Here is a 16,629-nt window from a genome sequence, read left to right on the forward strand (position 1 = left end):
GAGACGCTTATCTGCCGTTCCGTCGCACAATCACCTTACGGTGGAGCTGCTCCCGGTCGGTCGTTATTCTCACAATGTAGGTGCCATCAGCACCAAAATCAGTGGCATTGAGTTCAAACGTGTTCGCACCAGGCCGCAAAGTATAAGGCTGTTGCCGTAGCCTTCTGCCTTCGATGGTCAATAATTCCAGCGTTGCATTCCCGCCGTAATTGAGTTGAAGCCTTAGTTGACTGAGGTCATGGACGGGGTTAGGCGCAACGGTGAAACGTGGGTCCTCTGCGAAGACAGAAACACTGGAGGGGCCTTCAATGGTGACTGTACCGGGCTTTAGCTCGGGTTCCAGGCGATTATTGTCGCTATCGTTTGCACTTGTTTTGAAAGGTATGCTGTCAAAGACAACGGCTGTCTCCAGACCTACACTCATTTTAGGCTGAAAGCGCAGACTGAAAAGAATCGTACTGTCCGGCAAATCAAAACCCATCAGGCTACCGTCCACTTCGAGGTAGCCAATCCGACCAGTATCCAGCTTAGTTTGGTTGAAGTTCTCCTCCAGAGAACCGTCCATCGCAACATTGGCGACCCCAAGAAAGTCAAGGGCTTCAATGTCCCATGACAAGGAAAGCTGCACGCCGACAACACTTTCAATATCAATTCCCCGCACGTTCACCAACACCTCTGACTCTGTGTCAGTAGTGGCATCTTCTACAAAGAAGCTGGTCGTTTGAGCAGAAAGAGGGAAGGCACTAACCAGCAGCAGCGAGGCCGCGGTAACGCGCCAGAAAAAATTGGGTATGTTCATCGATTCGGGATTATAATATATTGGTGGCCGGGGCCGCCTCTCTAAGACAACGCTAAGGTAACTAATTTAGGCCAGCTGTTGGCAGCAAATTGGCAGGTCATTTTTTAGCGGGTAATTTAGGCGCCGGTGCGCAGGTGCAAGGGAAGGTTAAAAAGCATTGATGAAACGGGGAATACAGATGTTTAACGGCCCCGACAGAAAGATTCCGTCGGGGCCGTTACAAAGAGATATTTGTTGCTTCTGCTACTAGCGAACCAGTAATTTGCGCGAAGCTTTGAAGTCTCCTGACGTCAGAGTATACAGGTACATCCCGGCTGAACGGAACTGCTCCCGGTTAAGAATCAACTGATTAGCTCCGCCAACGGCATCAATTTTTTGCTCCAGAACTATGCGGCCCGTAATGTCACGAACCGTGATGCTGGCAGCTGCCGCTTCGGGCAGCTCAAACTGAATGGTCGTTGCCGAAACCAGTGGATTAGGCGAAGCGCCACTCAGGTGAGGCTCCGAAACCTGCCCCACCGCAGAAGGCAGGAACGAAATGTTCAACAGATTAGCCCGACCGTTGTTAGCGTAGGCTTCGCTGAAGACCAGATCATCACTGATACGCAGTACCTCACTCAGGCTCGTGTTCTCTGAGGCGGTAACTTCCAGAGTTAGCAGGTCAGATACCTCCGTCAGCTCGCTGCCGGCATGGTAGCTAAAGGCTAACCAGCCACGGCCCAGCAGCCCCGCATTCAGATTAGCCGCCGTAAGCGCACCACCATCAAGCAGGGTTACGTCTACGGATTCATCAAAGTGGAAAGTACCCTGCCAACCAGCTAAACCGGCCACATCACCAGCTTTGATCCTTACAACCTGGCTTTCACCAGCGATGAGCTGAACGTCCTCCGTGAGGAAGTTAACGGCTTCGCTTCTGGGGCGGCCGGACTGACCAAAGTTGTCCGTACCGTTGCCACTTACGTCACCCACCATAATACCAATAAAGTCAGCATCGAAAACATTTCCATCCAGGTTGTTTTCATTGACTACTTCAGGGAAACTGGTTGCCCAGGGATTGTCAACAACCGGGAAGATGAACTTGGCATCAATAAAGCGGTAGGCAGTGTTATTGCGGTAGCTATCGTCTAATCCAAGAATCAGTCGGCGAATCGCGATGATGTCCTGAACCGAAATCTCCTCATCCGCGTTAGCATCCGCCGCCAAACGGCGGTAAGCAGAAGGAATAGGCTGAAGCCCCAAAATGTGACGGGTAATCAACACCAGATCAAAGGTAGAGACCCCCTGGCTGTGGTTGATGTAGACGTCCAGATCGGCATCGATGGTATAATCCTCGCCTGCACGCAGATTTTCAAAAAGGAATTCTCCGTTGTCATCAGACAGTGTCCCTTGCTCAAGATCAATTCCGGAGAGCTGCATAGAGACACCGCCAATAGCGTTTCCACTCTCTGAAATCACCGTGCCGGCAATATTACCTAAGCGGCTCTGATCACAGGCATTATCCGTGCGCTGTACCAGCGTGAACACAGAACAGTAGTCACCACGACCGGCGGGGTCAAAGGCGTAGACACGAACCGGAACGGTCTCGTCACTATCACAGTTAAGGATGATACCATCCCGACCGGGGACGGGATTGAAGCCAGGCAGCGTAGCTTCCAGCTCCGTGTAGATAGAGTAAGTTACTTCACCAGAACAGTCTTCCACGTCGCTGGCGATGAAGTCAGTGGCCCACATCGCAGCGGTACCACCACCCTCGCCGTCAGGCATCAGGGTAACCGTAAGCTGACCGATACAAATTGGTGTTGGGGCTAATGCGTCCGTTACGCAGAATTCGATGATCTCATTGTCAACATTACCACATCCGTCTGTACCCTGTACGCGGACTGCATGGGCACCAACGGGAACGTTGGCAAGGCTTATGGTATAATTGCCTTCGGCATCAGAGGTAATTTCACTGTCCAGTAACAGACGTGTGCGGTTAAACCCATCCGCTACGCGGTAGTCAACATCCAGCTCGACACGAACGCCTAATTGGTCTTGAGCAGTACAGGCATCCGTGAGTTCGAAAACCAGGCTTACATTACCCGTACAGTTAACGCCCTGAGCGGGGAAACAATCTACGGGGTTGTTCTCGGTGATCTGAGGAGCAATTTCATCGTGGATCTTAATGAACTGCTGGTAGAGGAAAGCTCCACGGCTGTTATCCGTTCCGTAAGCCTCGTTATCCTCATTATCAGCGCCGTTGTTATCATCCGTACCATCGGTATCATCTCCGTCATCTACTGGCCAAACGAAACCACCATTGTTGCGGATCGCATCTCCGTCAAGGACGGCAGAGTCATCCGTACGGTCACCGGGCACATTAGGGATTACGTGCAGGTAAGTCCGTTCCCGGAAGTTGTTATCACCGTCAAAATCCCGTGGGATCAGGTAAGGCTCGCCCAGCGTATTGTACTCACACCAGTTGATCAGGCTGTGGTTAATCCGAAGTTTGTAACACTCGTCAGCATCACTCTGGAAAGTGTCGATGGTGATTTCGCGGGTAATCAGGTCACATCCTGTTTCAACGATGATTACATCATCAATGCTAGGCGTCTGCATACAGAACGCTTCGGCGTCAGCGGGGAAGCTGATAGTATAATCGTGTACACCCTCAACATTGATTCGTTGGCGGCAGGGGTTAACGTTCGTGAATCCTTCACCATCCGTAGCGGTGAACGTACGGGTGAAAGAACCAACGCCACAGTTATTTACACTTCCAACGATGCTTTGAGAAACAACCACGTTACAATTGTCCGTTCCGGTAGCTTCACCGAAGGCAGCATTCAGTTCATCATCACTCGCTTCCTGGATAGTAGCTGGCAAACCAACGGCCTCGTACTCGATGCAGGTAAGTTCCATCGGGCCCGGAGGCGTACAGGTAGGAGCAGCCTTGTCTTCGACCAGCACCGAAAGCCAGCAGTAGTTTTCGTTACCCAGCTCGTCCGTTACCCGAAGGCCAACAAGCACGCTACCCAGATCTTCACAGGTGAGGGAAATTGATGAACCATAAGAAAAACCGGCAAGAAGGGAGTAGGAACCATCAGCATTCTGGCGAACCCGAGCGATGGCAAGACTTACGTTACCGCAATCGTCATAGCTTCCGGCATCCAGCATTTCGGGCGTAAGGATAGCCAGTCCCGTGCTGGCGCTCTGGCCAGGCAGCTGTCCGGAAGTGATACTCACATTGAGGCCATCTTCACACACTGCAACGGGAGCAGTGCCATCCTTTACCAGAATGTCAACATCCGTAAAGTCAGTATTTCCGCACTCATCGTTATAAGTGTAACGTATTACGTGGTTACCCACCGGAATGACGGAGGTTATTTCCGCATTGTTATCGTTTAGATCGACCGTGAAAGTGCCGATAGGTGCAGAAGTATTCCCGTTAGGGAAGACATCCGCCCGTAACTCCAGGTCGTTGCTGCAAGCATCCGTCAGACCGATAGAAGCCATGTCAAGGCGGATGTAAGCACCACACTGGTTACCTGCATTCGTCAAAAACTCCAGAGGGCCATCATCGGCCACGCCGTCAAAGTCCAGGTCCTGAACCGGAGCGGTAAAGACAGGTGCCGTAAAGTCACCAATCTTCACAATCTGCGTGAGCGTTCTTACGTCTGTTGGCACACACCAGTCAATGACGGTGTAGGTACGGATCACTTTATAAGCCAGGTCACAGGTTACAATCGGGGGGGAATCCTCAAAGGTGATACCAATGTTACAGAAGCCACCATTTTCACCCAACGTCAGTGGAATAGTAGAGCCATTCGGCCCATCGAAGAAGGGAAGGTCCTGAGGGCGGGGATCCGGCAGATCGCCGAAAGCCAAACCCATATCTTCCAACTCATCACATTCTATGGTGATTACTTCAGGAATGTTCGTAACATCCAGATCATCAAGGCCGGGACGAGTGAAAGTGATCGTGTAACTCGCCACGGCAGGGTCGTTAGCTTCTCCGGAAACCGAATTACAGCTACCGTCTCTCACCGTGAAGGTTCTGGTGAGCTCCACGTCGTTACACTGTGGGTTAACGGCATCGCGGGTGATGATATCATTGACACAGATTTCTACCTCCTCGGAGCAATTGTCCGTAGCCACGGGCAAGCCACCACCGGCCATCAGGCGCTGGCGCAGCTGGGGGTCCAGGGTACCGGCGACCACCTGACCGGTAAAGGTGTTAACCCGGTAGCAACGGGCAACAGTGTTAGGCAGGAGGCCCAGGTCAATCCCTTCAATTTGATTACAGTATAAAGGGCCGGCCGGCTCTTCGGGGATCGCCGTAAATTCCGGGGAGGTTTTGTCCTCCGCATTAACGATACCCCAGCCTACGGTGAAGCCCGGTACGTCATCTGCCGTAATCCGGAAGGTATAGGTTCCACAACGGTCAATGATGGCACCGTTCTCGGGGTTTCCGTCTTCCACCAATATGGAGAAAGCATCAAAGGGGATGACAACGCCATCTCCGTCAGCATCAAAATCTCCCGTCAGGACTTCCTGGGGGATCAGCAGTGCTTCACAATTATCATTTAGGGTAACGTTTATCTCTCCGATAACCGCCAGGCGAACCAGGGTATCAGTTTGCGCTGACAGCGCACCCGCCATAAAGACGATAGAGACAAACGCTAAGTAGCGTAAGGCTAATTTCATAAGATCACGATTCTTGAGATTACAAAAAAACTAAAACCATTGCCCGTTTTTCTCAAAGCGGTGGGATGCTGATAAAGGCATTCCACAAATTCAATTTAGTCGGTTTTTGCCCGGGCAATATCCAAACAAAGGTAGGAAATGAGATGCTAACCTCCCAAAATTTAACGCTTCGCCTAGGTTTCTGCTTTCGCAGCAGCGATCAGGCTGCGAAAGACGGGCACAATTTCGCGCTCAATCCAGGGGTTCTTACGGAGAAAAATCCCGTTTCTGGGGCTGGGGTGCGGAAGCACAAAGTACTCCGGCAGATAGTCTTCAAAAGAACGGACCGTTTCGGTTAATGTCTTCTTTTTAGCCTTCCCCAGGTAGTGATGCTGTGCCCAGGCTCCGATCAGAATTTTCATACGGAGATCAGGCATCATAGCCAATAATGGTGCTTGCCAGCGAGGGGCACATTCCGGGCGGGGAGGCAGGTCTCCTCCTTTTCCTTTCCCCGGGTAGCAGAAGCCCATTGGCAAAATAGCAAAGGTGGAAGCATCATAAAACTCTTCGTCGCTCACCCCCATCCAAACTCTCAATCTACGGCCGCTGGGGTCGTCCCACGGGATGCCTGACTCATGCGCTAGCCGACCGGGAGCCTGACTGATGATGGCAATTTTCGCTTTGGGGTGGACGCTGAATATCGGTTTGGGACCAAGCGGTAAAGCCTCTCCGCAAACGGTACAGCCCTTGACCTCCCGCAGGAGAGGATCATCCAGAAACGGAGAAAACGGAGGGGGAAAATCTGGCATTCAGGAAGAGTAGGTTACCGCAATGAAGGGGCGAAGCCTGGCTTTACACCGCTTTTCCAACGTCCTTTGCACCCCGTAAGGAACAGGATCTTGGACCTGCGTCAGCGCCCTCCTTTTTGTAGCTCAACAGGCAAGATAAAAAGGAGGACGACCACGCCATTAGAATATTAGTGTTTCACAAAGCGGAGAACGTCCGTTCCGTCCTTGTTTTCCACCCGCAGGAGGTAAAGACCCGGCCGGAGATCATCCATGCGCACAGAAGCCATGTTCAGGCTCAGGTCGCGGAGGTTCCGCCCGTCGGATGTCATAAGACTCACCCGCTGAACGTTGTCCAGGCTACCGCGGAAACGAAGCTCCCCGCTGGTTGGGTTAGGGTAAATATCAAGTCCTGTTGCCAGGAAGTTAGCCGCCACCGGACCATAAATGGTTGCCGTACCGTCAATATCAAGCTGGCGGAGTCGGTACAGGTTAGTACCATTTAGCGGGCTGTCATCCACAAACTGGTAGCTATTACTAACGGACGCTCCTGCTTCAATTGTTCCCAGCCATTCCCAGGCAGCACCATCAGCACTCCGTTCTAGTTCAAAACGGTCATTGTCCAGTTCGTGAATACTGGACCAGTTGACGACAACCGATTTCTCCTCCGTCTCCGCAGTGAAAGAAATCAACTCAAGGGGAAGCGCTACGGTTTCGTCCTCATTGTCAAAACACGGTGAAGACAGGACAGAACCATCACCAATAGTTCCATGCAGTTGGAAGGTTCCCGCCGGGTCACGATCCGGCACCCGGGCCTGTGATTCTCCGGAGACTACCTGAGCCCCCGTATAGGTGTACTGAGCGATAACCTGCCCGGCGGGGTTTCTGAAAATCAGATCGTCTCCGGAATCGTTTAGCCCAACGCCATTGACGATCTCCACCGGGCAAGCGCTTGTGGGCGGTGTCCCGGACCCAAGGAAAAGAACAACCCCCTGGGTTGGTAGCAGGGTAATTGCCGGCAGATCCTTGGCGTTACCCGTTCTGTCCTCAAAAGTGTAGCCCGTCAGGTCGAGGGGGTCCGTAGCGATACTGACCACTTCCACAAATTCAGCAGCAGAGGGAGAGGCCAGAAACTCATTAATCAGCAGAACGCCTTCGGCGCACTGATCAGCGGAAGGTTCGAGCGGAACGGTAAGCATACAATCCCCTCCGTTAATCATCAGCGTGTAAGTCATACCTTCCGTCAGGCCACTGACGGTGATTTCACCGTCTTGTATGCTCGCCGGGTCATCCCCGCCAACGGTACCGGCAGAAGCCGTTACGACTGCCCCTAATTCTGCTCCGGAATAGGGGATCACGGCCGTTACCATATCCGCTCCTGCCGTTAGGGCAGCACAGTTATAGGCAATGCTAGCCGGGTTGATGTTTATGCCACAGACCGGCGTACAGCTCCCATTGGTGCCGGTAGCCAGCAGCCGTACGTTGTCAATACCGAAAGACTGTGGGCCGTTAAGGACGACGTAAATATCCAGTCTGGCAGTATTGGCCGTTCCGGGGATATTCACACTCTGCGTCACCCATCCGGCGGAGGTACCATCTTCTACTTCAACGTCGCCTTGAGACAGCCCGTCTAGATAAAGAGTATATCCCAGCACATCCGTCTGGTTAAAACCATCCGTATTGTAATCGAATGAGAAGCTTGCACTGGTCAGATTGCAGATTACGCCAGCATCGAAAGACAGGATACTCTTTTCTCCGGAACTTAAACCACTGGTTGGGTTTATTAAATCCGTCCCTCCCCAGAAAGAACTACCGTCGGAGGCCGTCATGATGTTACCAATACTCATCGTAACATTCCAGAAATCATCCTGCCCGCTTACCGGGCCGTAAGCTGCCGGACTGGGAGAGAAGGCAAAATCATCCGTTGCAGCTCCTTCAAAGCTTTGGAGCATTTGAGTTGTCTGGGCGCTGACGCAGGTGCAAAGGAGGAAGAACAGGAATGTAAGGGCGCCGGAGGCAGAGTAGAGTTTATTCATCTGTTAGCTGACTTGTGTTGGTAAGAGGGAGTTATTCAAAGCAAAGAGGATACAAAGCACAACTTTTCTCAAATTCTCTTTGGGGAAAGCAAGCCATACATCCTTACAAAGTTAATCGCCACAATGTAAAGCAAAGTTTACCTTTTCTACTGGCAATCAAGGGGATAGTGGAAATTATCGATTCGTGCAACGAAAGAGACTATTGATAACCTTTTTAAGGCATCGAATTATTCCACCCCCCGGACCGATACAGCTCGTCGGAAACCTTTATCTTCGCCCTCCGATATGATTTTTCAGATTCGCGACAACGAACGCAAAATTTTTGAGCTCATTAGTAGAGCGGCCTCTGAATTGGGCTACCCCACCTACGTGGTAGGCGGATACGTGCGTGATCGCCTCCTGGCCCGGCCCAGTAAAGATCTGGATATCGTCTGTGTAGGCAACGGTATTGAGTTGGCGAAAAGGGTAGGTAACAGCCTCCATCCCCGTAGCCGCGTGACCGTCTACAAACGGTTCGGGACCGCAGCGCTCAAACATCGTGACCTGGAGATCGAATTTGTCGGAGCCAGAAAAGAGAGCTACCGCTCAGATAGCCGCAAGCCAACCGTAGAGTCTGGCTCGCTCAGCGATGATCAAAACCGGAGAGACTTCACCATCAACGCCCTGGCCATCAGCCTGAACGAGCATGACTACGGCAATATCGTTGACCCTTTTAATGGCCTGGAAGATCTCGAAGCCAAAAAAATTATCACTCCGCTTGACCCCGGTAAGACCTTCAGTGACGACCCCCTTCGCATGATGCGGGGAATCCGCTTTGCCTGTCAACTTGGCTTCACCATTGACCCCAGCACGTTAAAGGGCATAAAGGACAATCGGGATCGCATCAAAATCATCAGCTGGGAACGGATTGCTACGGAGCTCCACAAGATCATGCTTTCCCCTAAGCCGAGCGTTGGTCTTCGGCTGCTTAATGACACCGGACTACTGGAATACGTACTGCCCGAACTCGCCGCGCTACGCGGCGTGGAAAGCCGAAACGGGCGCAAGCACAAAGACAACTTCTTTCACACCATTAAGGTCGTTGACAATCTCTCGGAGCGCAGCAGCGATCTCTGGCTGCGCTGGGCAGCGCTGCTGCACGATATTGGCAAAGCCCGCACGAAACGCTGGGAATCCACCGCTGGCTGGACCTTCCATGCCCATGACGCCGTAGGCGCAAATATGGTACCCCGTATTTTCCGCCGGCTTCGCCTGCCAAATGACAAGTTAAAGTACGTGCAAAAGCTGGTGGCTTTGCACCAACGGCCTATTTCGCTTACGCAGGAAGAGATCAGCGACTCTGCCGTCCGCCGTATTCTCTACGAAGCCGGCGAAGACATCGATGATCTGATGACCCTCTGCGAAAGTGACATCACCAGCAAAAACCCCCAGAAAGTAAAACGCTATCTGGAAAACTACGAGTTTTTACGGGCCAGGATGGCAGCCATTGAAGAAAGCGATCACCTGCGCAACTGGCAACCCCCGATTAGCGGAGAATTGATCATGGAGACCTTTGGCATCAAACCCAGCCGGCAGGTCGGCATCATCAAAGACGCTGTTCGGGAAGCGATTCTGGACGGAGACATCCCCAACGACCTCGAAGCCGCCAGGGGGAAAATGCTGGAAGTAGCCGCAGAGCTCTCTCTATTCCCCGTTTAGCCGGAAAACGAGCAAAAACTACCGGTCTTAACTAATTTTAACACACTTACCCCCATCCACCCCATTGGCATGGGGTGCCCTCCCCCCTCCCCCGCTGCTACCTTTGTAACATCGGAAGGAATGGTGCAACATTCTTTCCCTGGTTTTTCCAAAAAACGTGTTCAATTATTTTAGGCGGTAGATTGTTGGTTTTCTCCCGTCATCTGAAAGGTTTTTGTTTTGGCGCATAGCGCCCTAGATTCCAGTTATTACCAGGTAGTTTGAAAGCTACAATATAAGGTCCTCGACGGTGCAACGTCTGAGGATCTTTTTTTTGCCCAATGAGCAGCGATCCTTCAGACAGAAGCCTCAACCACCTCTCCTTCCACCAGCACAAAGACCTGATCCCCCAGGCGGGCTTTCACTTCCGCACAACCCGTGAATTCTCCGAATGCAGGCAGAATGCCCCCTTTCTCCCCAAAAAAGAAGGCCGGCAGCCGCAGGCTGTTTCCCGTCGCATCCAGCAAGCGGACGCAGGGGTGAATATGACCATATATATTGTAAGTTCCAGTGGGGCGCTCCTGATCCGATAGCGGATGGTGGCTAAGTGACAAATTGCCAATAGTGAGAATTTCCGGCTGCCGGATCATTCTGGCTTCCTGATAAGCTGCTGCGGGTAAAATATCGTGGTTGCCCGGAATAAGTTCGAAACTCACCTCAGCGTGTTCATGGGTAAAAGCGCAGAACAAGGGCCAAACCTGATTATAGTCGCTATGAAAAAGATCTCCCAAAAAGAGAACACGCGCGGGCTTAAACAATTTAATTAAGGAGAGAAGCCTGCTAAAATTGGCGCCTGAAACGGCGCTCGGCACGGCAATGCCAGCCCGTCGAAAGTGGGCCCCTTTACCTAAATGAAGGTCTGACAACAGCAGCGCCTTTTCAGCTGGCCAATAAGCCGCCTTCTCCGGATGCAGAATCAATTGATTACCCTTGATGTTTGTGCTGACCATACTTAGAGACCGAAAATCCCAAAGGTAAACGTCATTATGAACATGAACAGGAAGCGGGTGGATGAGACTTCTCTCCATTCACCTCATAAACTGGGTTGTATCTTCTCCAATGGCACCATTCTATTTGGAAGCCTTTCGTAATAAAGCAATTTTACCGTCGTTCATTACTTAAATTTAGTGCATGATTAAGTTTCTTTTTTCCCTTTTCCTTCTCTCCTCCACGCTCTCAACTGCTCAACAGGCAACGATGGTCTATGACCTCTCCTCTCCCGATCTATTAGGAGAGATGCCCAAGGAATTAGCCGAAATTTCAGGACTTTCCCTGGCTGGCCAAAAGGTAAATGAGCTGCTTGCTATTCAGGATGAATCAGGAAAAGTTTTCCGTCTCAGCGCGCGAACAGGAAAAATGATCTCTTCTATCACCTTCTGGAAAGATGGTGATTACGAAGGCGTTGAAGCAGTCGGTGATGACATTTGGGTGCTGAAAAGTACCGGAACGCTTTATCAGGTTATGAATATAGGCCTGCCCAGTCAGCAGGTAGAAAAATACAATACGGCATTAACCGGAGACAATGACGTAGAAGGACTTACCTATGATCCTACTCAAAACCGGCTGCTGCTCGCTTGTAAGAAGGATGCCTCCAACGATGGTAACAGCAAGAACGGACGCTACATTTTCTCCTTTGACCTGGCTACCAAAACTTTAGCAGAGAAGCCGGTCTACGCCATTGAACGGGAGGCCGTACAAAATTACCTGCTATCCTGCGAGAAATCCACCTCTCATAAAAAGCTCTGTGATTTCTTCCTGGCCCGTGACGAATTCGATCTGGCCCCTTCCGCCATTGCCATTCACCCGATAACCGGACAGCTTTATATCACTTCCTCAGTGGGTAAAGTACTAATGGTGCTCAATACCAACGGAACGATAGACGGCTTGTACAAACTGGAAAAGGATTTCTTCCCCCAGCCCGAAGGACTGGCCTTTGACCCCGATGGCACCTTATACATTAGTACGGAAGCCAAAAAGAAAGCCCCTGCGCGGATATACCGCCTGGCATATCGGTCAAAGTAAAGCAGCCTCATTCCGACTTTACTCTCCTGGCGACTTGGGCGGCAGTGTATCCTCCACCTCAGGCTTGGGAAAAACCTCTTGTTTGATTTTCACTTTCTACTGAAAGTTCTCGTCCAGCCCCTTACCTTTACCCAAACCCCAATATCCCCATGGGTCGCAAACTGGATGAGATAAAGCGCCCGATCGCTACTGAACTTAACGCTTTTGAAAAGCGGTTTAGGGAAACCATGCGTTCTCCGGTAGCTCTGATGGACCGGATCACCTACTACATCGTCCGGCGAAAGGGGAAGCAGATGCGACCGATGTTTGTTTTCCTGTCCGCCAAAGCTTGCGGAGAAATCAATGACAACAGCTACGTTGCCGCCTCCCTCATTGAAATCCTTCACACCGCCAGTCTGGTACACGACGACGTCGTCGATGAATCTTATGAGCGTAGAGGCTTTTTTTCTATCAATGCTCTTTGGAAGAATAAGATTGCCGTCTTAGTAGGTGATTATTTTCTTTCGAAAGGCCTCCTGGTTGCCCTGAAACATAAGCAATACCGCATTCTGGAAATCACCTCTACTGCCGTGCAGGCCCTGGCCGAAGGGGAATTACTACAGATTGAAAAAGCGAGACGCCTGGACATCGACGAAGCTATCTACTTTGAAGTCATTCGTCAGAAAACGGCCAGCTTAATTGCTGCTTCTACCGAAGCAGGCGCAGCCTCCACAACAACCAATGAAGCTACCCTCCAGCTGATGCATAAGTTTGGCGAAAAGATCGGTATCGCCTTCCAGATCCGGGATGACCTCTTTGATTTTGGGACGGATGACGTTGGTAAACCGAGAGGCATTGACATCAAGGAGAAGAAAATGACTCTGCCATTGATTCATGCGCTGAATCAGGCTGATCCTTCTGATCGTCGCCGAATTATCCGGCTGATCAAAAAGTACAGTGACAAGCCGGAAAAAGTCGCGGAGGTTATCCGCTTTGTTCACGAAAGTGAAGGACTTGCCTACGCTGAAAAAGCAATGTACCGCTACCGGGACGAAGCCTTTGAACTCTTGCACCAATTACCCGAGAGCCCCGCACGGCTAGCCCTGGAAGAACTGGTCAACTATGTGGTGGAGCGAAAGTATTAGTTCATTGGCATTTTAGTTCGTTGATTCGTTGGTATTTTGTGCTCCCGCTATTGCAAGGATTGGAGCCAAAGGTTCTTCTCATTTGCTCTCTTAATTTGCGGCAGATCAAAAGACTAACAGCCCAAAAGACTAACTATGCGCTACCCCATCGGCCCTTTTTCTCTCCCAAATCACGAAACAGCCGCTGCCAACCGGCTGGATTACGTTAAATCCATCGGCGGATTACCCGAAGAATTTGCCGCCGCCGCTAAGGAGCTCAAAGAACGCGGACTATTGGATGAAAGCTACCGGGAAGACGGCTGGACGGCCCGGCAGGTTATCCATCATGTGGCGGACAGCCACACCAATGCCTACGTGCGCCATAAGCGTACGCTGACGGAAGATCACCCCACCATTACGCCCTACGATGAAACACGCTGGGCCGAATTGCCTGACGTTACGGCTGTGCCGGTTGAAGTTAGCCTTGACATTTTGCGAGGCCTCCACCTTCGTTGGGCCACGATGCTGGCCACCTGCTCGGATAAGCAATGGGAGCGTACCGCCTTTCACGCAGGCTCTGGCTGGACTTACCGTCTGGACACCCTGGCGGCACACTATAGCTGGCATGGGCAACATCACTTAGGCCATTTAAAAGTTATCTTGTCCAGATAATGACTATTCCAGGCGACAAAAACAGTTTTATAAGCACGTAATAGATCCTATACCCTGACGGCCAGCCTACTTTTAAGTCAAACTACTCTTCTCTTGAAAAATTTATACTTTCTCTTTGTCTCCTTTTTCCTGCTGTTTTCTGATGTCTCAGGCCAACAAGTCCTCAACATGAGCCTGCTGGGAACCTGGGATGACCCGGGCCTGATCAGCGCTGGCAACCGGCGCTACAGCGACGTCTGGGGCTACGCGGCCAACGGGCGGGAATACGCCTTACTGGGCTCCAGAGAGTTTGTCATTATCCTCGACGTAACCGACCCGGCTAACATCACGGAAATAGCCCGGCTCAACTCAATTGCCAATTCCGCCACTACCTGGCGGGACATTAAGGTCTACGGAGACCACGCCTACTTTATGGTAGACAACAACTCAATGATGGAGGGGCTTCAGGTCATAGATCTGAGCGATCTGCCCAACTCCGCCAGCATCGTCTATCAAAGTGCAGATGACTTCCGCACTTGTCACAACCTCATCGTGGACACGACTTCCAACCCCGTTCGTCTGTATGCTTTCGGCACCAACTCCGGCGCACAACGTGACGGCTACATGGTTTTTAGCCTGGCCAACCCTGCCATTCCAAGCCTGATGGCTTCCGTCAATCTCAGAGATGGGAATTTTACCGGGGGGTACATCCATGATGGTTATGCCATTAATGACACACTTTATGCCAATAGTGAAGGCCGGGGAATGTTCGTATACGATGTATCTGACGCGGCAGCTCCCATTGAACTGGGGGTCTTATCTAACTACGTCAATATCGGGTACAACCATAGCAACTGGCGAACGGCAGATGGTAAGCACGTCATCATGTGCGACGAATCAAATAACCGCCCCGTAAGAATCGTCGATGTGGAAAACCCCGCGGACATGTCTATAGTCAGCACCTTCCAGTCGCAACTCCGCCTCCCCGACATTTCGACTCACCTGGCCCACAATCCTTACGTATTAGGTGACAGCCTGGTGGTAATGAGTTACTATGACGATGGCGTGCAGGTATGGGACATTAAAGACCGCACCAACCCTCAACGTCTCGCTTACTATGATACAACGCCAGGTACTAATAACCCTTCAGAAGGGGTCTGGGGAGCTTACCCTTACCTCCCTTCCGGGAATATTCTGGCCAGTGACATGAGGAACGGGCTTTTCGTGGTCAAAGTCGACAATTTTGCCGCCCTCCCGGTTTCTTACAGCAGCTGGGACGCCATCCCGAATGGCAAAGATGCCCTCCTGAACTGGAGTACGGCCAGCGAATCCGATAACGCCGGGTGGGAAGTGGAGCACGCTACGGTAGCGGGGCAATTCACTTCCGTAAGCTTTGTAGCCGCCAACACTGGCGGCACCTATACCTTCACTCACGATGCGCCGGGCAGTGGTACGCACTATTACCGTCTGCGGCAGCGGGATTTTGACGGAACAGAGCAGCTCTCTGACGTCAAAACGGTAGTCTTTAACGAAGCAAATACGACTCTACGGGCCTACCCTAACCCGGTTGCCGAAGGAGCGGTTGTGTCTCTAGCGGGCATTGCCACGGATGAAAGCTGGACACTGTATGACCTTCAGGGTCGTCAGGTTACGAATGGCCGGGGACAACAGCTCCACAAGGCCCTTCCCGCAGGTGTGTACCTCCTGAAAACAGCAGATCAGGTCATTAAACTGGTAGTAGAATAGGCGGCGCGGGACCGCAGGTGCAAGAGGGAGGTAAATGAGCATTGATTCTTGACCTAACAGGAAACGTGTAGCCTAATCACTTTCCACAGGCTTACAATTCATCCGATATAGGGTGAAATAGTATTGATAGTATGATTGCAGGCGGCCATATGATGTGCGGCAGCTACTATCATACTATCACTACTACCCAACTGTCATTTACTACTCCTTCTCCGTTAAGTACTTCCAATACCGCTTTGGCACGTGCTGCAGGTGTAGTTTCATATTCCGGCGCTCGGGGATGTCAACGGCCTTGAAGTAGAGTTTCCACAAATCCTGATAATCCGTCTCCGCCTGGGTCAACAGCTCTTCGGAAAGATGGCGCAGCTTGCCGTCATTTGTGTCCGTCAGGGTAATAAAGTCTGCCTTTTTCACCGTCGGGTCCCAGTGCAGACCGAAATGCCGCTTTGTGTCATAAATGAGCCAATGCATAGCCGGGTAGCGAGCCGAAAAATGTGGTCCCAACAGCGGCAAACAATTGAAGTCGGGGTTAACCAAAGAGACAAACATCCCGTCCGGTGTTTCCTGAAAGCGAACGAAGGCATGCATCCGGTGTACCTCTCGTCCCATTTGCTGGTCCAGGCGCTGGAGGCGGCGGACTTTCTCGTCAGAAGCATCCTCACGGACATCCTTATCGCTCTCCATCTGACGCCGTACGAAGTGGTAAATAAGCCGCTCCGTTCCTGATTGTTCCGTGAGAAAGGCACGACGTAGCCATCTGACAACTCCTTTCCCGCTGCGGGCCCGCAGCCCTTTCATTACTCTTTGGGCATGTTCCTCATTAGTCTCTACGTGAAGGGCATCCGCGAACAGTTGCTGCTGATAAACGTCTTCTGCAACGATGTCCTCTACCTCCGCTTTGAGGCGGTAGGCTTCGAAAATGGCGGAGAAGAGGCCGGGGAAGGTGCCGTCGTAGGTGAAAGTCACGGGGTGGTTCTTTGGTCTTTTGGTTCGTTGGTTTGTAATTGACCTTACAAACAGGGCCTGCGCCTTCATGTTACACATCCGATGAACTTTTGCGGCTACGCCAGCAAAAGATACAGCGGATG

11 protein-coding genes are annotated in these 16,629 nt (G+C 51.5%); 5 read left to right on the plus strand and 6 right to left on the minus strand.

Annotation, left to right across the window (positions count from 1 at the left end):
• Positions 1-7: 7 nt before the first annotated feature.
• The 4 genes from BM123_RS21500 to BM123_RS21515 all read right to left on the minus strand — a co-directional run bounded on the left by BM123_RS21500 (position 8) and on the right by BM123_RS21515 (position 8,282).
• Positions 8-799, minus strand: coding sequence for a T9SS type A sorting domain-containing protein (locus BM123_RS21500; RefSeq protein WP_090172798.1), 792 nt, complete (start codon positions 797-799; stop codon positions 8-10).
• A 246-nt stretch (positions 800-1,045) separates the two neighbouring features.
• On the minus strand, positions 1,046-5,482 hold the full coding sequence (locus tag BM123_RS21505) for a T9SS type A sorting domain-containing protein (protein ID WP_090172800.1): 4,437 nt from the start codon (positions 5,480-5,482) through the stop codon (positions 1,046-1,048).
• A 173-nt stretch (positions 5,483-5,655) separates the two neighbouring features.
• Positions 5,656-6,270 carry a uracil-DNA glycosylase family protein gene (locus tag BM123_RS21510; protein ID WP_090172802.1) on the minus strand — a complete coding sequence of 205 codons (615 nt, stop codon included), beginning with the start codon at positions 6,268-6,270 and terminating at the stop codon, positions 5,656-5,658.
• A 167-nt stretch (positions 6,271-6,437) separates the two neighbouring features.
• The gene (locus BM123_RS21515) at positions 6,438-8,282 is read right to left on the minus strand and encodes a lamin tail domain-containing protein (protein WP_090172804.1); all 1,845 of its coding nucleotides are present in this window, start codon (positions 8,280-8,282) and stop codon (positions 6,438-6,440) included.
• 285 nt (positions 8,283-8,567) lie between these two features.
• On the opposite strand from BM123_RS21515, the gene BM123_RS21520 reads away from it, so the two are divergent.
• Entirely contained in the window at positions 8,568-9,980 is a 1,413-nt protein-coding gene (locus BM123_RS21520) for a CCA tRNA nucleotidyltransferase (protein ID WP_090172806.1), read from the plus strand.
• Positions 9,981-10,315: 335 nt separating this feature from the next.
• Here BM123_RS21520 and pdeM read toward each other — a convergent pair whose 3' ends face one another.
• Entirely contained in the window at positions 10,316-11,047 is a 732-nt protein-coding gene (pdeM, locus tag BM123_RS21525; protein WP_090172807.1) for a ligase-associated DNA damage response endonuclease PdeM, read from the minus strand.
• 103 nt (positions 11,048-11,150) lie between these two features.
• Between pdeM and BM123_RS21530 the strand changes: the two genes are divergently transcribed.
• From BM123_RS21530 to BM123_RS21545, 4 genes are all read left to right on the plus strand, one after another.
• Positions 11,151-12,041 carry an SdiA-regulated domain-containing protein gene (locus BM123_RS21530; protein WP_090172809.1) on the plus strand — a complete coding sequence of 297 codons (891 nt, stop codon included), beginning with the start codon at positions 11,151-11,153 and terminating at the stop codon, positions 12,039-12,041.
• Positions 12,042-12,190: 149 nt separating this feature from the next.
• Positions 12,191-13,165, plus strand: coding sequence for a polyprenyl synthetase family protein (locus BM123_RS21535; protein ID WP_090172811.1), 975 nt, complete (start codon positions 12,191-12,193; stop codon positions 13,163-13,165).
• A gap of 135 nt (positions 13,166-13,300) precedes the next feature.
• On the plus strand, positions 13,301-13,816 hold the full coding sequence (locus BM123_RS21540) for a YfiT family bacillithiol transferase (RefSeq protein ID WP_090172813.1): 516 nt from the start codon (positions 13,301-13,303) through the stop codon (positions 13,814-13,816).
• 93 nt (positions 13,817-13,909) lie between these two features.
• On the plus strand, positions 13,910-15,541 hold the full coding sequence (locus BM123_RS21545; protein WP_090172814.1) for a choice-of-anchor B family protein: 1,632 nt from the start codon (positions 13,910-13,912) through the stop codon (positions 15,539-15,541).
• 201 nt (positions 15,542-15,742) lie between these two features.
• Here the strand turns inward: BM123_RS21545 and BM123_RS21550 are convergent, their stop codons facing one another.
• A complete protein-coding gene (locus BM123_RS21550) occupies positions 15,743-16,507 on the minus strand; it encodes a TIGR03915 family putative DNA repair protein (RefSeq protein WP_090172816.1) in 765 nt (254 codons plus the stop codon).
• Positions 16,508-16,629: the final 122 nt, after the last annotated feature.

This window comes from Neolewinella agarilytica (assembly GCF_900110645.1).
In the GTDB taxonomy this organism is placed as follows: domain Bacteria; phylum Bacteroidota; class Bacteroidia; order Chitinophagales; family Saprospiraceae; genus Neolewinella; species Neolewinella agarilytica.